This window comes from Bradyrhizobium betae (assembly GCF_050632175.1).
Taxonomy (GTDB): Bacteria; Pseudomonadota; Alphaproteobacteria; order Rhizobiales; family Xanthobacteraceae; genus Bradyrhizobium; species Bradyrhizobium betae_B.
In genome coordinates this window covers 7020097-7039098 of record NZ_CP192576.1, presented here as the reverse complement: position 1 = coordinate 7039098, position 19002 = coordinate 7020097, and the positions used below count along the sequence as shown (strand labels likewise).

Sequence of the window (19002 nt, the reverse complement as noted above, 5' to 3'; positions counted from 1 at the left end):
CCAAGTCCGATGTGCATGCTTTGCGACGATGAGAAGGCCTATCAGGCCTACATGAACTATCTCGACAAGATGGAGCGGCAGGGCAAGGCTGCCGACCCCAATGTCGCCGTCAATGCCGTGCTCGACGAGATCGAGGCTGCTGCGAACGCCGCCGCCAGGAAAAAGACGACCCGGCCAACGACAAGACCCTGTCTCCATTCTTCTGCAGCCCGATCAATAAATGACCGATTTGACATCGCTGACGCTCGCCGAGGCCCGCAAGGGTCTCGCGGCCAAAACTTTCACGTCACTCGAGCTGACCGACGCGCATCTGAGCGCGATCGAGAAAGCGCGCGTGCTCAATGCCTTCGTGATGGAGACGCCGGACCGGGCGCGCGACATGGCGAAGGCCGTCGACGCGAAGATCGCCAGGGGCGAGGGCGGCCCGCTCGCCGGTATCCCGCTCGGCATCAAGGATCTGTTCGCGACCAAGGGCGTGCGCACCACGGCGTGCTCGAAGATCCTCGGCAATTTCGTGCCGACTTATGAGTCGACGGTCACTTCGCAGCTTTGGCGCGATGGTGCGGTGATGCTCGGCAAGCTCAACAATGACGAGTTCGCGATGGGCTCGGCCAACGAGACCTCGTGCTTTGGCCCTGTGGGCAATCCCTGGCGGCGCGATGGCTCCAACACGACGCTGGTGCCGGGCGGCTCGTCCGGCGGCTCGGCCTCGGCCGTGGCGGCGCTGCTCTGCATGGGCGCGACCGCGACCGACACTGGCGGCTCGATCCGCCAGCCGGCGGCGTTCACCGCGACGGTCGGCATCAAGCCGACTTACGGCCGCTGCTCGCGCTGGGGCATCGTCGCCTTTGCCTCCTCGCTCGACCAGGCCGGTCCCATCGCGCGCAGCGTGCGCGATAGCGCGATGCTGCTGCGCTCGATGGCCGGGCACGACCCGAAGGACACGACTTCGGTCGATATCCCCGTGCCGGATTACGAGGCGGCAATCGGCAAGTCCGTGAAGGGGATGAAGATCGGTATTCCCAAGGAATATCGTCTCGAGGGCATGCCGGCTGAGATCGAGAAGCTCTGGAGCGAGGGCGCGGCATGGCTGAAGGCCGCCGGCGCCGAGCTCGTCGAGGTGTCGCTGCCGCACACGAAGTATGCGCTGCCGGCCTATTACATCGTGGCGCCGGCAGAAGCCTCCTCCAACCTCGCGCGCTATGATGGCGTCCGCTTCGGCCTGCGCGAGCAGGGCAGGAACATCCATGAGCTCTACGAGAACACCCGCGCCGAAGGTTTTGGCGCGGAGGTGCGCCGCCGCATCATGATCGGCACCTATGTGCTCTCGGCCGGCTATTATGACGCTTACTATTTGCGCGCCCAAAAGGCGCGCACGCTGATCAAGAAGGACTTTGAGGATTGCTTCGCCAAGGGCGTCAACGCGATCCTGACGCCGGCGACGCCGTCGGCGGCCTTCGGCATCGGCGAGAAGGGCGGCGCTGACCCCGTCGAGATGTATCTCAACGACATCTTCACGGTGACCGTGAACATGGCGGGATTGCCGGGCATTGCGGTGCCCGCCGGCAAGGACGCGCAGGGCCTGCCGCTCGGCCTGCAGCTCATCGGCCGTCCGTTCGAGGAAGAGACGTTGTTCTCGCTCGGTGACGTGATCGAGCAGGCCGCCGGCCGCTTCACGCCCGCGAGGTGGTGGTGAATGTCGCCGCGTTCATCGCGAGCCTCGACGGCGCGGCGCCGGCGCCGGACCTGAACGCGCCGCTCGCCGGTCTCTGGTGGGCCGGCAAGGGCGACTGGGACCAGGCGCACAGGATCGTTCAGGACGAGAGCAGCCGCGATGCGGCCTGGGTGCACGCCTATCTGCACCGCGTCGAAGGCGATCTCGGCAACGCCGGCTATTGGTACCGCCAGGCCGGGCAGGTGGCGGCAAAGGATTCATTGGAGGCGGAGTGGCAGCGGATTGCCGCCGCGCTGCTAGCGAGCTGAGAGCGGAGCGCCACGCAATCCCTGTTGCGGCTTCAACATGTCCTTCGGCAGCAGATAATCGTGCACGTGCGGACAGACATTGCCGACACCGCACTTCTCGGCCTTGATGATTGGCTCGAGTTGCGTGAGCAGGGTCCTGGCGTTGAAGATCCTGGGCGGCGCCGCGTCGATAGGGGCAGACAGGAAGTGGACGTCCGCTTCGATCCCTGGCTTCGGCCCTGCAGCGACGGGGCTGGTGTAGACGAAAAGCGTGCCGCCGCGAGCCAATCTGACCGGCGCGAGCGGCTGGCTCGCAAGATCTGCGTTGTCTGGTCGTAGCGAGAATGCAGCTGCTTCGTCCCACGACACAGGAATGCGCGTCTTGAGCGATGGGATCGCGCTTGCGAGCCGCGAACCCATGCGATCCTCCGGTGGCTGGCGCCGCACGAAACGCACGTCCGACAGGATCTCAAATCCGGCAAAGCCCTTTTCGATGGCTAGTTCGGCGCAGCGGTTGAGCCAGTAAACCTGGACTGTTTCGCGCGTCGTGTATCCGTTGCCCTGGAATGTGACCCGATAGACGTCAGGTCGCAGCTCCGTGACGTCCGCACCGCCGGTCAAACCTGATTGCTGATATGGTGTCGCACAGGAGGCGAGAATGATGGCCAAAGCCAACGTCATCAAAACACGAAAAAACATCCATGCCCCCTTCATGCAACTTCTACGGTACGTGCGGCGCCGACGTCAATGCCGGGGAGCACGGCCGCATTGGGCGGCGAGCGCCGAGGGCGGGCCGCTCGTGACCTGGGGCCGGCGTTGCAGTCCGATCGCGCCGGGGTCGCGTTCTCCGGCTTGACTGGCGCGGTCCATTGCGCGAAGCCCAAACCATCCCAGATATCAATTCGTCCGGAAACCAAGACTCATGAACGCCCCCGCCGCACCCCACAAGCTTCTCAAAGGCGCCACCGGTGATTGGGAGATGGTCATCGGCATGGAAATCCACGCCCAGGTGACGTCGAACTCGAAGCTGTTCTCGGGCGCATCCACGGAGTTCGGCGGTGAGCCGAACAGCCACGTGTCGCTTGTGGACGCGGCGATGCCGGGCATGCTGCCCGTGATCAACGAGGAATGCGTCAGGCAGGCCGTCATCACCGGGCTCGGCCTCAACGCGCAGATCAATCTGCGCTCGGTGTTCGACCGCAAGAACTATTTCTATCCGGACTCGCCGCAGGGCTACCAGATCAGCCAGTACAAGTCGCCGATCGTCGGCGAAGGCGAGGTCGTCGTCGAACTGGACGGCGGCAAGACCGCGACCATCGGCATCGAGCGCCTGCATCTTGAGCAGGACGCCGGCAAGTTGCTGCACGACCAGTCGCCGACCATGTCCCATGTCGATCTCAACCGCTGCGGCGTGGCGCTGATGGAGATCGTCTCCAAGCCCGACATCCGCGATGCCGAGCAGGCCAAGGCCTATGTGACCAAGCTGCGCTCGATCCTGCGCTATCTCGGCACCTGCGACGGCGACATGGAGAAGGGATCCCTGCGCGCCGACGTCAACGTCTCCGTGCGCAAGCCCGGCGCGCCGCTCGGTACCCGCTGCGAGATCAAGAACATGAACTCGATCACCTTCATCGGCCAGGCGATCGAGTACGAAGCACGTCGCCAGATCGAGATTCTGGAGGATGGCGGCGCCATCGACCAGGAAACGCGGCTCTACGACCCCAACAAGGGCGAGACGCGCTCGATGCGCTCGAAGGAAGAGGCGCACGACTATCGCTACTTCCCCGATCCGGATCTGCTGCCGCTGGAATTTTCGCAAGGCTTCGTCGACGAGCTGAAAGCGAAGCTGCCCGAGCTGCCGGACCAGAAGAAGTCGCGCTTCGTCGCCGATTTCGGCCTGTCGGCCTACGACGCGAGCGTCCTGGTCGCCGAGCGCGAGAGCGCGGTGTTCTACGAAACCGTGCTGGACAAGCTCGGCAACCGCGCCCGCGACGGCAAGATGGCGGCGAACTGGGTGATCAACGAGCTGTTCGGCCGTCTCAACAAGGAAGGCCGGGATATTACGGGCTCGCCCGTCAACGCCGAGCAACTGGCTGCGATCGTCGACCTGATCGGCGAGGGAACGATCTCGGGCAAGATCGCCAAGGACCTGTTCGAGATCGTCTGGCAGGAGGGCGGCGATCCGCGCGCGCTGGTGGAAAGCCGCGGCATGAAGCAGGTGACGGATCTTTCGGCGATCGAAAAGGTGGTCGACGACATCATCGCGGCCAATCCCGACAAGGCCGCGCAGGTCAAGGACAAGCCGCAGTCGCTCGGCTGGTTCGTCGGCCAGGTGATGAAGGCGTCCGGCGGCAAGGCCAACCCGCAGAGCGTCAACGACCTGCTCAAGTCCAAGCTCGGCATCTGATCTCGCGCGTTCGAATGAGGTGACGGTTGCTCCGTCACCTCGTTTTCAGTTCGCGATGCGACGCTCTCTTACGTCGCCGATGGCCAACATCTCCTCCTCGAACCGCCAAGCCGCGACCGAATCGCAAAGGCGCGATTCGCGTAAAAGGGTGACTTGGGCGTGCTCGGACGAGCGTTCGCGACGTTGTGCACGAAAATATTTTCGTTGCCAAAAATTGCGACTCAGAGTTCGCGCAGCGCCCTTGCGGCCCGATCGGATGAATGGCGACGTTCGTCGTCGCGGCGATCACGCGCGATGCGCATGCGCGGAATAATACTTGCTGCATAGAGTTTTTTTGCAATCACGGTCTTCGCCGACGTCGACGCGACCGCACCGTCGGTGATCGCAAGTACGCGTCGCAACGCGTGCTCGCATCGAGCGCGCGAGGCGCACGCGCGTTGCTGCGTCAACACTTCCTTAAGCGAGACGCTGTTTTTTTCGTTGTGTTGGTGTATTCCAGACAGGTGCATTCGATCCGCGAGTGCACACAGCGAATAAGCCATCTCACACATCGGAGGGCAACATGGCCAAGAAAGCTAAGAAGGCGAAGAAGGTAAAGAAGGCGAAGAGCGCAGTGAAGAAGACTGCGAAGAAGACCCGCAAGGTCGCGAAGAAGAAGTAACTTCGACTTCTGAAGTTGCCGGCTCCTCGTGAGCCGGCACGTCATCAGCGCCTCCTAACAGGTTCTGGTCGACGATAGAGGGTGTCGGCGAGACATCAGGTCAACGGTCGGATTGCTTTCTTCGCGGTCCGGCAGAAGAAACAAGTTTTCTTCGTTCGGTGCGGGGTCGGTTCGCCGGTTCTGCAATTTCACGAGTAGCCTTGCGGCCAAAGTGGAATCTGGTCCTGACGTGTTCGCCGACGCCCTCGTTCCTTGAGGCCGGGGTATTGCCGGCATTCCTTTCCCGACATTGCTGATCTGGTCGCGACGTGGCCGCGCTGCCTTGGGCGGGCGCGTTCGGTGCTCGCGCGGTGCGTCCCGGCTCACGGTGTCATCGTCCGCGCCGACCGCGCGATCCAATGCGCCGCGGCGTCTCGTGAGATGATCGGTCGTCTCTGGATGAGCGGGCACCCGACTGCCGCCTTCGCGCGGCCGGGGCGCGGGTGACGACAACGAGCGGCGCCAAATGCCCGAAGCCCACGCCACGACGCGCGATGGTTATCGTTCGGCAAAAATCCCAGGGTAAACCGAATCTGACGAATCGCAGAAGTGCCTGCAAAGCAGGGGCTTTTTGAATTTCCCGCGCGGGATGCGCGTCGCCGCGTTTACGTCTGCTTCATCGCGATACTTAAACTGCCATTCAAATTTGCCCGCCATGATCGCCTCCAACAAGCCGGCAAACGGCATGGGATGAGTTGAACGATTATCTGGACGGGAGCCGCGCTCGGGGAACGAAGCGGCATAAGAAAAAGGGGATGCGTTATGTTTCAGGGTACTTTCGATCTGGAGACGGCGACGCCGATCGACGCCAGCGCACTGTCGGACGTGCTGTTCGAGCGGGGGATCTATTGGGCGAGCGGCCGCTCCGGCCTCGTCGATCTGGTCGCCGCGCATAAATGGTTCAACCTCGCCGCCCTGAAGGGCCGCAAGGACGCCGTGACGCTGCGCCAGGAAGTCGCCGGGCAGATGTCGGACGCCGAGATCTCGTCCGCGCAGCGCGACGCGAGGGCCTGGATCTCCGCCCACTAGTCTAAACGTAGGCGTGCTTCGGAACCCACGGTTTCACGGGTCAGCCGTTTTCCGTGCCGGCGGAGTTCCGGCATCTTGAGTCAAGGCCTGGGCCGGGGAGGCGGTGTCGATATCGCCTTCGCATTGGCGGATACGGCGATCCCCCCATGTCAGCGCACACACATAAGACGAATCGGACTGAACTCAGCCGCGCAGATCCTTGCGTCGGGCTTTCGCACCCGTCGCCGCTCAGAGAACGCTCGGACCTGATTCTGCTGCTGGGTGGCGGAGAGGGAGGGATTCGAACCCTCGATACAGCTTGAGACCGTATGACGCTTTAGCAAAGCGTTGCCTTCAGCCACTCGGCCACCTCTCCGGTGCGAGCCTTATGCATCTAATTGCTTGGGCCGGTCAATTTGGAAGCGTGTGTTTTCGCTCGAATATTCCCAGCGATTTTCAAAACATGCAGTTTGCTCTCCGGGCGAGAGCGTAAAGCCGGCCCGATCCCGATAATTCGCGCCTTCTATAATGAGTGCCCGCCGCGCGCGGTGGCCATCGCCGTGACCGGGCTTGCGCCAGCTTGGAAGCCCCGGCAGCGGCGGATGCCTTCTCCTTGAGTCTCCTTCTGATTCCACGATTCGAGCCCGCCAAAAGCCCGTTCAGGCCAAGGCCTCACCTCGGGCGTCTCCCACCGGGAACTTTGGCGGCAGATGGAACCGAAGAAAAAATACAAACAAAAACAATGTGTTGCGAGGGCGTTTCGATCACATCTGCGTGTTATTTGTGCAACACCCTTCGGAAAACGAGCCTGGTTGGCCCGTTTCGGAGCGTTCTTTTGTTGTGTGTGCAAGGACGTTCGGTAATTGTCACTGAGCGACGGAGGGGGGCATCCCGAGGTCGTCCCGGTTTAGGTGGTTCGCTTAAGTCCCTCGCGTTAGCGGGTGTGTCCGAAAGCGCGAAGCGGCTAAGCGGTGAAGTTAAGGGACAAGGGAACCAACCTTAGGGTGTCTTCACCCAGCGGATCCGGAACCTTCCCTATAGAGCAAACTTGGAGGTTTGACATGAAGTTGGTTAAGAGCCTTTTGCTCGGTTCAGCGGCGGGTTTGATCGCCGTTGGCGGAGCGCAGGCAGCCGATCTCCCCGTGAAGGCCAAAGCGGTCGAATACGTGAAGATCTGCTCCCTGTACGGAGCCGGATTCTACTACATCCCGGGCACCGATACCTGCATCAAGCTGGGCGGCTACCTGCGTGCTGAAGTCGCGCTGGGCAGCAACAGCGTCTACGGTCCGGCCAACGGTGCTCCCGCCGGTGCGCACAACCGTACGAGCAACTACTACACCATGCGCGCTCGTGAAGATCTCAACATCGACACGCGCACCGCGACCGAGTACGGCGTCGTCCGCACCTTCTTCGATGCGACGTTCTCCTGGACCACCGGCGGCTACGTCGGCACGGGCTCCGGCACGGGCGTGACCGGTTACACCGGTACGACGGCTGGCACGACCACCATCAATCCGACGGACGGCGGTACCTCGGGCGGTTCGCTCGGCGTGTACTACGCCTTTATCCAGTTCGCCGGCTTCACCATGGGTAAGGCCGTGTCGCAGTTCGACGCGCCCTGGACCAACTATCCCGGCAACAACTTCGACGGTCTCGTCGGCGGTTCCGGCACGGTCACTGGTGTGAACCAGTTCACCTACACCGCGGACTTCGGTCAGGGCGTCACTGCGTCGTTCTCGGCTGAAGACGCAACGGCCTATTATCAGGCCGGCAACCTGAACCTGCTCGGCGCAACTGCTGCGTCCATGGTTGGTGGGTCGTATGGCTCCAACGCCATCGGCGGCTCGCGTTCGCCGAATCTCGTCGGTATGGTCCGTGTCGACCAGGCTTGGGGTCTCTTCCAGGCGTCGGTCGCTGCGCATGACAACCACGTTGCCTACTACGGCGCGACCGAGCCGACTGGTCACCCCGACGACAAGTGGGGTTGGGCGGTTCAGCTCGCTCTGTCGATCAAGAACATCCCGACTGGTGCGGGTGACGTGATCAACATTTCGGGCGTCTACACCGACGGTGCCACCCGCTACAACTTCCAGAACCTCGCGGGCAGCTCCTACCAGATGTACGGTAGCTCGGGCATCGCCTACCAGAGCGTCGGCTTCGCCAATGCTCCGGACACCGTCTTCACGACTGGCGGTCAGGAAACCGTCAAGACCTGGGGCTTCCGTGGTGCCTACACCCACAACTGGGATCCCTACTGGAACACCGCGCTCTACGGTGCCTACGCTCAGGCGCAGTTCGGTTCGCTCGCCAAGACCACGCTCTGCGGCGCTGGTGGTGCGGGTGGCGTGTTCGGCGGTCTGGCCGGTGTTACGGGTTGCAACCCGGACTTCGCCATCGGCCAGATCGGTTTGATCACCCGCTGGACTCCGGTCAAGAACCTGACGTTCTCGGCTGACCTCAACTGGACCCATCTGGACCAGAAGTACGCCGGTACTGCCGTCCTCAGCCCGGCTGCCAACACGGCAAAGCCGACCGCTGTGTACGAGCTGAAGGATCAGGACAGCATCACCTTGCTGCTCCGCGCTCAGCGCAACTGGTAAGTTTGGTCTAACGACCTGACAGAGAGCCCCGGCGGGAAACCGCCGGGGCTCTTTTTGAGTATCTTCGGGTGCTGAGGCGATCACCAGCGGGGGCGTATGATCATCTTCCCCTTCGGCTTCTTCATCCTGGATGAAAAGGCACCGGTCTATGTCGGCAACGACCTCAGAGCCCAGACCATCGTGCGCGCGTGGCTGGAAGCAAATCCAGACAAGGTTCGGTTGGCCTTCGATGCGGTGGGACCTGCCCGGGTGCTGACCAGGTTCCTCGGCTGGGATGAAAGCCCGCGTTCCAGCAGCATGGATCCTGAGCCCATGCTGTTCGAATCCAGCTCGGATGGCATCCCCGAAATTGCCGAGCGACGCCTGTATCGCAACTACCACGCTGCGCTGGCCGGACACGCTGAACTCGTTGAAATCGTCAAAGCCCGATTGCGCGGAGGGTGCTGATCGCAGCCGGCCTCCAGTTCAACTCTTGCTCGTCGTCGGCCCAGTTGCGGGCAGATCGGTGCTCTGGCCAGGCGATAGCGCGCCGAGGAGTCCGGGACGCCCTTACTCCACGCTACCTGCGCCGCGGCGCAGGTCAGCCTCGATCTGGAGCCGCGTGCCGCCGCCGAAGCGGGCGCGGTAGACCTGAAGGTTCTCCATGATCCGCTGCACGTAGTTGCGCGTCTCGGAGAATGGAATGAGCTCGACCCAGTCGACGGCATCGACCTTGGGGTCGCGCGGATCGCCGTAGCGGTCGACCCACTTCCTCACGCTGCCGCGGCCGGCGTTGTAGGCGGCAAACGTCATGATGTAGGAGCCGCGATAGTCCTCGAGCAGTCCGCCGAGTTCGGCCGAGCCGAGCGTGGCATTGTAGACCGAATCGTTCTTCAGCCGTCCCAGATCGTAGGTCGCGCCGTGCCGCTTGCAGACATAACGCGCGGCATCCGGCGTCACCTGCATCAGGCCGTAGGCCTGCGCCGGCGAGACCACGCGGGGATTGAACGCGCTTTCCTGTCGCGCAATGGCGTAGACGATGCTGCGCTCGACCTCGGGGCCGATCGGGGTGAACTGCGGAATGCCGTTGACGGGATAGGCGTAGAAGTCGAACGGCAGGCCGCGGTTGAGTGCAGCCTTGCCGACCAGCAGCATCCCGCGCGCGTCGCCGTAGCGCTGGGCGAGCTCGCCGAGGCCGGTGAGGGCTTCGGGATCGCCGTTCTCGCCCATGTCGGCAAGCATCGGCACCGCCATCTCGCGCTCGTCGAGTTCGTAGAGCAGTTGCGCCGCGCGCACGATCTCGAGCCGCTCGGCGCCGCGGCCGCGCGGCTGGCTGTTGAGCTCGATCTGCGGCAGGCCGAGCTTGGCGCGCGCGAGCTGGCCGTAATAGCTGGTGGATTGCTCCGCCGCCCTTGCATAGGCGTTGCGGGCCTCCTGCTGGCGGCCCGCCGCTTCCGCCGCGCGGCCCTGCCAATAGCCGGCGCGCGCCAGCGCGGTCGGGTTGACGCTGCCGACGCCGATCCGGGCGAAATGCTGCGCGGCCGCTGCGGGATCGTTGAGGAAGCGCAGCGCGATCCAGCCCGCGGTGAATTCCTGCTCGGTCTTGTAGATGTCGCGCGAGGGCAGGGCCGCATCGCGCGCGATCAGATAGGCGCTGCGGAATTCCTCGGTGTCGATCATCTTGCGCGCCAGCAGGCGCCGCTCGATCCACCATTCGTCGAGATTGTAGAGCCGGTTCGGATCCTTCGGCGCCGACAGCATGAGCTGGGCGGCCTCGGCAAACTTCTCCTCGCGGCGCAGGAGCTGGATCTTGCTGAACATGAAGCCGGGATCGCTGTGCAGCTCGCGCGGCACGGCCTCCAGCAGCGCACGCGCGTTCGGCGCTTTCTTGAGGGAAGCGATGCGGGCCTTGGCGAGCGCGACGTAGCCGGCGCCGAGACGTTTTGCGGCGCGCAGCGCGGCCTCGTTCTCGCTGCCGTAGAGCAGCGTGTCCATCCGCGCCTTCTGGTCGCCCGGCGTCAGCAACGCGCCGAACTGCTCGAGCGCGTTGTTCTCGGTATCCTCCGACATCGGATCGCTGCGCCAGGCATCGCGCACCAACCGCTCGGCATTGGCGCGGTCGCCGCGCGCCAGCATCGCCTTGGCGAGCGCGAAACGGCCCTTGGCGGACACGGGAGATTCGTTCTCGAACCACGACCACGCCACCTGATCGTCGCGTCTGTCGTCCCACATCGCAGCTTCGAGGCGGCGGCGCAGGAAGGTCTGCGACGGCCAGCTCGGATTGGCGGACAGGAAGGCGCGGTAACGCTCCACGGTCGCGCCATTGTCCTCGCTGCGCAGGATGATCCACTCCGCGAGCTTTCGCGCGACCGGATCCGAAATCGAGGCCGCATAGTTGGTGGCGTCGCCGGCCTTGCGCTTGCGCACGAGCTCGATGACGGTCTCCAGCGTGTCCTTGTCGGCTTGCGACGTCGACGAGGTCGCAGCGACAGCAGCCGGCGTCACCGGTTTGTGCGGCGCGGCGTGCTGGCGGGTCGCAGGTGCAAGCACGGGAGCGGCGAGCGGTTTGGCGGGGGCAGGGGCGGTCGGTCTGACGGTGGCCGTCGCGGCGGGCGCAGGTGCGGCTTTGGGCGATGAATTGTGGGCCGGTGTTGATTTTGGCGCAGGGACCGCTGCGGCAGCCTTGGGTGCGTCAGCCTTGGGTGCGCCAGCCTTGGGAGCGGCAAGTTTGGGTGCGGCAGGTTTGGGCTTGTCCTTCGCGGGCTCTTTGCCGGCGCTCTTGCTTGCACCCTTGCTTGCATCCTTGACGGGTTTCTTCGCGGCGTCCTTGGCTGGGGCGCTTGCGCCCTTGGTCGCGCCCTTGGCCGCGTCCTTCGCCGTTTCCTTGCCGGTTCCCTTCGTGGAGCCCTTTGCCGCATCCTTGGCAGCTGGCTTTGCGGTCTCCTTGGCCGCTTCCGCGGTCGTCTCGTTGGACTTGGCCAGGGCGGCGCAGCCGGCCGACAGCCCTGCCACCAGGCTCACAACCAGACCCGCGGATCGCCATACGGCACGAGGAAAAGAGGTCACGGCGTTTCGTCGCCCCGAATCAGTCAATTGGCTCAAGACCTATCTGTACAAGATCTGGCTGTATTTGATTGAATATGCGGACAAAATACCAACAGCCGCTTACCTCGGACCGGTTTGCACCAGCACCGCGGCAAAATCGCGGCCTAAACGGTGAGTCACACGGCCGCGGCCCTTTTACCGCCTGATTAGACCCGGTATGAATGGGACTTGCTCACAAGATTGCCGCGTACGGAGGAAGTCCATGGCTGCCAAGACGAAATTCCGGGGGTCGTTCACCGCCTTGGTCACGCCGTTCAAGAACGGCTCGCTGGACGAGGCGGCTTTCCGTTCCCTCGTCAATTGGCAGATCTCGGAGGGCACCAACGGGCTCGTCCCGGTCGGCACCACAGGCGAGAGCCCGACGCTCAGCCACGACGAGCACAAAAAGGTCGTCGAATGGTGCATCGCTGAAGCCAAGGGCCGCGTGCCCGTGATTGCGGGGGCAGGCTCCAATTCCACCAAGGAAGCGATCGAACTCGCCCAACACGCCGAGAAGGCGGGCGCGGACGCCGTGCTGGTCGTGACGCCATATTACAACAAGCCGACCCAGGAGGGCATGTACCAGCACTTCAAGGCGATCAACGATGCGATCGGGATTCCGATCATCATCTACAACATCCCGCCCCGCTCGGTGATCGACATGTCGGTCGACACCATGGCGCGGCTGTGGGAGCTGAAGAACATCGCCGGCGTCAAGGACGCCACTGCCAGCATGGTGCGCGTGTCGCAGCAGCGCGCCGCCATGGGCGAGGATTTCAACCAGCTCTCCGGCGAGGACGCGACCATTATCGGCTACATGGCGCATGGCGGCCACGGCTGCATCTCGGTGACCTCGAACGTCGCGCCGCGGCTGTGCTCGGAGTTCCAGGCCGCCTGGGCGAAGGGCGATACCAAGGCGGCGCTCGCAATCCACGACAAGCTGATGCCGCTGCACAACAATCTCTTCATCGAGAGCAATCCGGCTCCGATCAAGTACGCGATGTCGTTGCTCGGCAAGCTGGACGAAACGCTGCGGCTGCCGATGGTGCCGGTGTCCGAGCCGACGCGCGTTGCCGTGCGCAGCGCCATGGTCCATGCTGGCCTGATCAACTGATACGCCAGCTGCCGGGGAGCCCGTCATGAGCGCGATCGAGGAAAAGGGCACGCGGATGCTCAAGGAATTCCGCGAGTTCGCCGTGAAGGGCAACGTCGTCGACCTCGCGGTCGGCGTCATCATCGGCGCGGCCTTCGGCGCCATCGTCACGTCGCTCGTCGGCGACATCATCATGCCGTTGATTGGTGCGATCACCGGCGGTCTCGACTTCTCGAACTACTTCACCCCCTTGTCCAAGGCGGTCACCGCCACCAACTTAGCTGATGCGAAAAAGCAGGGCGCCGTACTTGCCTGGGGCAGCTTCCTCACGCTGACGATCAACTTCGTCATCATTGCCTTCGTGCTGTTCCTGGTGATCCGCGGCATCAATACGCTGAAGCGCAAGGAGGAGGCCGCGCCCTCCACTCCGCCGAAGCCGTCGGCCGAAGTCGAGTTGCTGACCGAGATCCGCGATCTCCTCAGGAAGCCCTGAGGCGTCGCTTCATCCGAACTGTTAGCGTCCACGTGCATCCTGCTCAGGTTTGTTTGCCAGGTTTTGACAAGTTATGGCCGAGAAGAACGAACGTCCTATCAAGGTCATGGCGGAAAACCGCAAGGCCCGCTTCAACTACGCCATCGAGGATACGATCGAGGCGGGCATTGCGCTGACCGGCACCGAGGTCAAGTCGATCCGCAACGGCAAGAGCACGATCGCGGAATCCTATGCCGATTCCAAGAACGGCGAGATCTGGCTGATCAACGCCACCATCCCCGAATATCTCCAGGGCAACCGCTTCAATCACGAGCCCAAGCGGCCGCGGAAGCTGCTGCTCCATCGCCGGCAGATCAACAAGCTGATGGGTGCGGTCGATCGCGAGGGCATGACGCTGATTCCGCTCAAGCTCTATTTCAACGAGAGAGGTCGCGCCAAATTGCAGCTTGCGGTTGCAAAAGGCAAGAAGCTGCACGACAAGCGCGAGACCGAGAAGAAGCGCGACTGGAGCCGGGAGAAGGGCCGGCTGATGCGGGCGAGGGGATAACGAGATGAATCAACGGAATCTGCTCGAGGTCGATTGGAGCCAGATTCCCGCGCCCGCCGATGACGGCGGTGCGGCGCATCTCAAAGGCATGGCGCTGCCGGCGATCAGCCTGCTCGCGACCGACGATACCTCCCTGACGCTGTCGGCGCTGCGCGGCCGGACCGTGGTGTTCGCCTATCCGCGGACCGGCGAGCCCGGCAAGATCGCGCTGGTCGACGATTGGGACATGATCCCGGGTGCACGCGGTTGTACGCCGCAGACTTGCGCGTTTCGCGATCTGTTCGCCGAGCTGAAGGCCGCCGGCGCCTCACACGTGTTCGGTCTGTCGACCCAGAGCAATGCCTACCAGACCGAGATGGCCTCGCGGCTGCATCTGCCATTCCCCGTGCTGTCGGACGAGAAGCTGGCGCTGACGCACGCGCTCAATCTGCCGACCATGGAGGTCGCGGGCCTGACCTTGATCAAGCGCCTCGCGTTGATCATCGACGACGCCAGGATCACGCATGTGTTCTATCCGGTGTTTCCACCCGACCGGAATGCCGGCGATGTGCTGGACTGGCTGAAGGCCAACCCCGCCAAGGATTCCGCCAAGGCCTAGTCGAGGTCGGCCTTGATCCTGGCGAACACGCTGCGGAACATGTCCGTCGTCAGCACGCGCGTGTTCGTGTTGTAGCGCGAGCAGTGATAGCTGTCGTAGAGCCTGAACGCGCCGGCCTGATGCACCGAGCCATGGCCGAAGGGGGCCTGCGAAGCCTTCAGCTTCAGCGGCTTGAGCACGCTGTCGTGCGCAATCCGCCCGAGCGCGACGATCGCGCGCAGCTTCGGCATGGCCTCGAGATTCGCGACGAGAAACTGGCGGCAGGTGTTGATCTCGACCGGCAGCGGCTTGTTCTGCGGCGGCACGCAATGCACGGCATTGGCGATGCGGCAGTCGACCAGCTTGAGGCCGTCGTCCGGGCGCGCCTGATAAGTGCCCGTGGCGAAGCCGAATTCGAGCAGCGTGGCGTAGAGGAGATCACCCGCATAGTCGCCGGTGAACGGTCGTCCCGTGCGGTTGGCGCCCTGCATCCCCGGCGCGAGGCCGACGATCAGGAGGCGCGCCTTGATATCGCCGAAGGGCGGCACGGGCGCATTGTGCCACAACGGCTCGCGCGCGCGGTTCGCCTCGCGAAAGGCGACCAGGCGCGGGCAGAGCGGACAGTCACGGTCGGGGACGAGGGTGGGGGAGGCCTGGTGGCTTAACCGGGCCGCCTTACTCCTCGAAGTCGTCATCGCCCCTCGCCGGCGCCATCGTGGTTGCGCGCTGGAGGAACTGCGGGGCGTGGTGGCGTGCCTCGCGGTCGCCGCGGTCACGCGGGGCAGGGCGTTCGGAAGGATCGCGGCCGAGCTTGGATTGCAGCTCGACGAGATCGGTAAAGACGTCGGCCTGGCGGCGCAGCTCGTCGGCGATCATCGGCGGCTGGCTCGCGATGGTGGAGATCACGGTGACCCGCACGCCGCGGCGCTGGACGGCCTCGACCAGGGAGCGGAAGTCGCCGTCACCCGAGAACAGCACCATCTGGTCGATGTGCTCGGCCAGCTCCATGGCGTCCACGGCGAGCTCGATGTCCATGTTGCCCTTGACCTTGCGGCGGCCGGAGGCGTCGATGAACTCCTTGGTCGCCTTGGTGACGACGGTGTAGCCGTTGTAGTCCAGCCAGTCGATCAGCGGACGGATCGAGGAGTATTCCTGATCCTCGATGATCGCGGTGTAGTAGAACGCCCGCAACAGCGTCCCGCGGCTCTGAAATTCCTTCAGCAGGCGCTTGTAGTCGATGTCGAAGCCCAGAGTTTTCGCCGTTGCGTAGAGATTGGCTCCGTCGATGAAGAGCGCGATCTTGTCGGTAGAGGAAGGTGACATTCAGTTTGCTCGCGTAGAGTTCGTGATTAATCGTTTATTGTTGGCGCACGGCAGTAAGCCGCGCACTTCAGAGTGCCGCCGAAACCGCAAATCCGGAGAAGCCGGTGCAATCAAGGTATAGTTATGACGGACTTTCATACACCCGGCGCCGCCTTCCATGGCAGCCCGGGAAACCACCCATCCCAGCCCCAATGTGGGGGTAGCAGAGCCGTTTGGCGAGGCCAAATCACAAATTGGCCTTGCGAAACCGCCCCGGCCCCTATAACTAGCCCCGATCATCCACATATTTCGTCCCACCCACAACGGAGCGACTGTCCATGGCTCGCGTCACCGTAGAAGATTGTATCGACAAGGTCGACAACCGGTTTGACCTGGTCCTGCTGGCCGCCCACCGTGCCCGCATGATCTCGTCCGGTTCACAACTAACGGTTGACCGCGATAACGACAAGAACCCTGTTGTGTCTTTGCGCGAAATTGCTGACACGACCATTTCGCCGGAGGACCTCCGCGAGGAGCTGGTGCACTCGCTCCAGAAGTTCGTCGAGGTTGACGAGCCCGAGCCCGACACCGTGCCGTTGATCGGTTCCGCCGGCGCCAGCGTCGATGCGGACGATACCGAAGTCGCTGTTGAGCGCATGACCGAAGAGGAGCTCCTGAAGGGCCTCGAGGGCCTCGCGCCGCCGGAAGAGCAGCCCGAGGAGGACGAGTAAATCGTCCATCGCAGTCGTCGACTTCTTGTGATCTTATCAAAGGCCCGAACCCGCGTTCGGGCCTTTGCTTTTGTTGGCGTTTTCGTGGTTACCATAGCGTTGCCGGTTCGCGCTCTGCACCTTTCACCGAATTGATCGGACGCGCGCGCGATCGGAGCTAAGATGTATGCAACGGGCCGTCTCATGGTCCGTTTGAAGGCAGGACAGAATGGTGTATCGGCGCCGGAGACCAACGCAGATGATGGCCGCAACCGAGATCGGTTGCCGTGGCCCCGACTGCGCCGGTGGCTCGCCCGGCCAAGCCGCGTGCGCGCATGATGCGTCAATATGACCTCGTCGAGCGCGTCCGGTCCTACAATCCGAATACCAACGAAGACCTGCTGAACCGCGCCTATGTCTACGCCATGAAGGCGCATGGTTCGCAGACCCGCGCCTCGGGCGATCCGTATTTCTCGCACCCGCTCGAAGTGGCGGCGATTCTCACCGACCTGAAGCTCGACGACGCCACCATCGTGGCTGCGCTGCTGCACGACACGATCGAGGACACCGAGGCGACCCGGGCCGAGATCGATCAGATCTTCGGCCCCGAGATCGGCGCGCTGGTCGAGGGCCTGACCAAGCTGAAGCGGCTGGAGCTGGTGTCGCGCGAGGCCAAGCAGGCCGAGAACCTGCGCAAATTGTTGCTGGCCATTGCCGACGATGTTCGCGTGCTTCTGGTCAAGCTTGCCGACCGCCTGCACAACATGCGCACCCTGGATTTCGTGCCGACGGAATCGCGCCGCCGCATCGCCGAGGAGACGCTCGATATCTATGCGCCGCTGGCCGGGCGCATGGGCATGCAGGAGATGCGCGAGGAGCTGGAGGATTTGTCCTTCCGCACGCTCGATCCCGAAGCCTACACGGTGGTGATGCAGCGCCTCGACGCGCTTGCCGAGCGCAACCGCAATCTGATCGGCGAGATCGAGGACCAGCTCTCCAACAATCTGCGCCACCGCGGCCTCGGTGCGCGGGTTTACGGCCGCCGCAAGAAGCCATTCTCGATCTGGACCAAGATGGAGCGCAAGTCGATCGGCTTCGAGCAGTTGTCCGACATCTTCGGCTTTCGCGTCGTCGTCAACGACATCGAGTCCTGCTATCGCGCGCTCGGCATCGTCCACACCACCTGGCCGGTCGTGCCGGGCCGCTTCAAGGACTACATCTCGACGCCGAAGCAGAACGACTACCGCTCGATCCACACCACCGTGATCGGTCCCGGCAACCAGCGCGTCGAGCTCCAGATCCGTACCGAGGCGATGGACCAGATTGCCGAGCGCGGCATCGCCGCGCACGCGTTCTACAAGGAAGGTGCGGGCTCGCCGACCGAATTCCTCAAGCGCGAGTCCACCGCGTTCGCCTGGCTGCGCCATACGATCGGCATCCTCTCCGAGAGCGCCAACCCCGAGGAATTCCTCGAGCACACCAAGCTCGAGCTATTCCACGACCAGGTGTTCTGCTTCACGCCGAAGGGCAAGCTGATCGCGCTGCCGCGCCATGCCAACGTGATCGACTTCGCCTATGCCGTGCATACCGACGTCGGCAACAGCGCGGTCGGTTGCAAGATCAACGGCAAGTTCGCGCCGCTGTCCTCGGAGCTGCAGAACGGCGACGAGGTCGAGGTGCTGACCTCTGAAGCGCAATCGGCGCCGCCCTCGGCCTGGGAGACACTCGCGGTCACCGGCAAGGCGCGGGCCGCGATCCGCCGCGCCACGCGCACCGCCGTGCGCGACCAATATGTCGGCCTCGGCCGGCGCATCGTGGAGCGCCTGTTCGAGCGCGCCAAGATCGAATACGCCGACGACAAGCTCAAGGGGCGCTGCCGCGGCTCGCGCGCACCTCGATCGAGGACGTCATGGCGGCGGTCGGACGTGGCGAGATCAAGGCCTCCCACGTCGCGCGCGCGATGTATCCCGACTACAAGGAGGAGCGCGTCGCGCGCTACGGCATCAAGAAGGGGCTCGCCGCCAAGCTCAGGGAAAAATCGTCCGAGCCTCCGCGCAGCCCGGTTGCGATCCCGATCGGCGGCATCAATTCCGACCTGCCGGTGAAGTTCGCGCCGAACGGCGGCGCCGTGCCCGGCGACCGCATCGTCGGCATCGTCACGCCGGGCGAGGGCATCACGATCTACCCGATCCAGGCGCCGGCCCTGAAGGATTTCGAGGAAGAGCCGGAGCGCTGGCTCGACGTGCGCTGGGACATCGAGGACTCCGTGCCGCAGCGTTTCCCGGCCCGGATCAGGGTCGAGAACGTCAACGAGCCCGGCGCGCTGGCGCAGATCGCGACCGTGATCGCCGAGCATGACGGCAACATCGACAACATCAGCATGCAGCGCCGCTCGCCTGACTTCACGGAGACGACGATCGATCTCGAGGTCTACGATCTCAAGCATTTGAGCGCGATCCTCGCCCAGCTGCGCGCAAAGGCGGTCGTTGCCCGCGTCGAACGTGTTAATGGATAGACGCATCCCACATGCGTCTGCCCTC

General features: G+C 63.7%; 16 protein-coding genes, 1 tRNA gene and 2 pseudogenes. 13 read left to right on the top strand and 6 right to left on the bottom strand.

The window, feature by feature from the left end:
* Positions 1-9 precede the first annotated feature (9 nt).
* From ACQ86E_RS33885 to ACQ86E_RS33875, 3 genes and pseudogenes are all read left to right on the top strand, one after another.
* A pseudogene (locus ACQ86E_RS33885) lies at positions 10-224 on the top strand (hypothetical protein).
* Positions 221-1696 (top strand): Asp-tRNA(Asn)/Glu-tRNA(Gln) amidotransferase subunit GatA, encoded by a 1476-nt coding sequence (gene gatA / locus ACQ86E_RS33880; protein WP_431203620.1) that lies wholly within the window; start codon positions 221-223, stop codon positions 1694-1696. The pseudogene ACQ86E_RS33885 and the gene gatA overlap by 4 nt, the downstream one beginning before the upstream one ends.
* On the top strand, positions 1687-1983 hold the full coding sequence (locus ACQ86E_RS33875; RefSeq protein ID WP_431203619.1) for a hypothetical protein: 297 nt from the start codon (positions 1687-1689) through the stop codon (positions 1981-1983). The genes gatA and ACQ86E_RS33875 overlap by 10 nt, the downstream gene beginning before the upstream one ends.
* On the opposite strand, the gene ACQ86E_RS33870 is transcribed toward ACQ86E_RS33875, so the two are convergent.
* A complete protein-coding gene (locus ACQ86E_RS33870) occupies positions 1972-2676 on the bottom strand; it encodes a CC0125/CC1285 family lipoprotein (protein WP_431203618.1) in 705 nt (234 codons plus the stop codon). The two genes, ACQ86E_RS33875 and ACQ86E_RS33870, sit on opposite strands and share 12 nt — an antisense overlap.
* Before the next feature lie 208 nt (positions 2677-2884).
* On the opposite strand from ACQ86E_RS33870, the gene gatB reads away from it, so the two are divergent.
* Complete coding sequence (gatB, locus tag ACQ86E_RS33865; protein ID WP_431203617.1) at positions 2885-4369, top strand: Asp-tRNA(Asn)/Glu-tRNA(Gln) amidotransferase subunit GatB; 1485 nt, start codon at positions 2885-2887, stop codon at positions 4367-4369.
* A gap of 221 nt (positions 4370-4590) precedes the next feature.
* Here gatB and ACQ86E_RS33860 read toward each other — a convergent pair whose 3' ends face one another.
* Positions 4591-4911: a hypothetical protein gene (locus ACQ86E_RS33860; RefSeq protein ID WP_431203616.1), complete on the bottom strand. Its 321-nt coding sequence runs from the start codon at positions 4909-4911 to the stop codon at positions 4591-4593.
* A gap of 920 nt (positions 4912-5831) precedes the next feature.
* Here ACQ86E_RS33860 and ACQ86E_RS33855 point away from each other — a divergent pair.
* Entirely contained in the window at positions 5832-6098 is a 267-nt protein-coding gene (locus ACQ86E_RS33855) for a hypothetical protein (RefSeq protein ID WP_375314264.1), read from the top strand.
* A 262-nt stretch (positions 6099-6360) separates the two neighbouring features.
* Here the strand turns inward: ACQ86E_RS33855 and ACQ86E_RS33850 are convergent.
* Positions 6361-6453: transfer RNA gene (locus ACQ86E_RS33850), tRNA-Ser, on the bottom strand.
* A 685-nt stretch (positions 6454-7138) separates the two neighbouring features.
* Between ACQ86E_RS33850 and ACQ86E_RS33845 the strand changes: the two genes are divergently transcribed.
* On the top strand, positions 7139-8677 hold the full coding sequence (locus tag ACQ86E_RS33845) for a porin (RefSeq protein WP_431203615.1): 1539 nt from the start codon (positions 7139-7141) through the stop codon (positions 8675-8677).
* A gap of 96 nt (positions 8678-8773) precedes the next feature.
* Positions 8774-9124, top strand: a complete 351-nt coding sequence (locus tag ACQ86E_RS33840) for a hypothetical protein (protein ID WP_431203614.1) — start codon at positions 8774-8776, stop codon at positions 9122-9124.
* A 102-nt stretch (positions 9125-9226) separates the two neighbouring features.
* Here the strand turns inward: ACQ86E_RS33840 and ACQ86E_RS33835 are convergent, their stop codons facing one another.
* Positions 9227-11722, bottom strand: coding sequence for a transglycosylase SLT domain-containing protein (locus ACQ86E_RS33835; RefSeq protein ID WP_431203613.1), 2496 nt, complete (start codon positions 11720-11722; stop codon positions 9227-9229).
* Positions 11723-11963: 241 nt separating this feature from the next.
* Here ACQ86E_RS33835 and dapA point away from each other — a divergent pair, with 241 nt between their 5' ends.
* From dapA to ACQ86E_RS33815, 4 genes are all read left to right on the top strand, one after another.
* Positions 11964-12854, top strand: coding sequence for a 4-hydroxy-tetrahydrodipicolinate synthase (gene dapA, locus ACQ86E_RS33830; protein ID WP_431203612.1), 891 nt, complete (start codon positions 11964-11966; stop codon positions 12852-12854).
* A gap of 55 nt (positions 12855-12909) precedes the next feature.
* Positions 12910-13326: a large conductance mechanosensitive channel protein MscL gene (gene mscL, locus ACQ86E_RS33825; protein WP_041748865.1), complete on the top strand. Its 417-nt coding sequence runs from the start codon at positions 12910-12912 to the stop codon at positions 13324-13326.
* A 73-nt stretch (positions 13327-13399) separates the two neighbouring features.
* Complete coding sequence (gene smpB, locus ACQ86E_RS33820) at positions 13400-13873, top strand: SsrA-binding protein SmpB (RefSeq protein WP_015685647.1); 474 nt, start codon at positions 13400-13402, stop codon at positions 13871-13873.
* Between the two features lie 4 nt (positions 13874-13877).
* Complete coding sequence (locus ACQ86E_RS33815) at positions 13878-14471, top strand: peroxiredoxin (RefSeq protein WP_431203611.1); 594 nt, start codon at positions 13878-13880, stop codon at positions 14469-14471.
* Here the strand turns inward: ACQ86E_RS33815 and ACQ86E_RS33810 are convergent.
* Complete coding sequence (locus ACQ86E_RS33810) at positions 14468-15145, bottom strand: uracil-DNA glycosylase (protein ID WP_431203610.1); 678 nt, start codon at positions 15143-15145, stop codon at positions 14468-14470. The genes ACQ86E_RS33815 and ACQ86E_RS33810 overlap by 4 nt on opposite strands.
* Entirely contained in the window at positions 15126-15773 is a 648-nt protein-coding gene (locus tag ACQ86E_RS33805; RefSeq protein ID WP_431203609.1) for an NYN domain-containing protein, read from the bottom strand. The genes ACQ86E_RS33810 and ACQ86E_RS33805 overlap by 20 nt, the downstream gene beginning before the upstream one ends.
* Positions 15774-16090: 317 nt before the next feature.
* Here ACQ86E_RS33805 and rpoZ point away from each other — a divergent pair, with 317 nt between their 5' ends.
* Both rpoZ and ACQ86E_RS33795 read left to right on the top strand, forming a co-directional pair.
* The gene (gene rpoZ / locus ACQ86E_RS33800) at positions 16091-16483 is read left to right on the top strand and encodes a DNA-directed RNA polymerase subunit omega (protein ID WP_008133017.1); all 393 of its coding nucleotides are present in this window, start codon (positions 16091-16093) and stop codon (positions 16481-16483) included.
* A gap of 208 nt (positions 16484-16691) precedes the next feature.
* Positions 16692-18977 (top strand): annotated as a pseudogene (locus ACQ86E_RS33795) (RelA/SpoT family protein).
* Positions 18978-19002 lie beyond the last annotated feature (25 nt).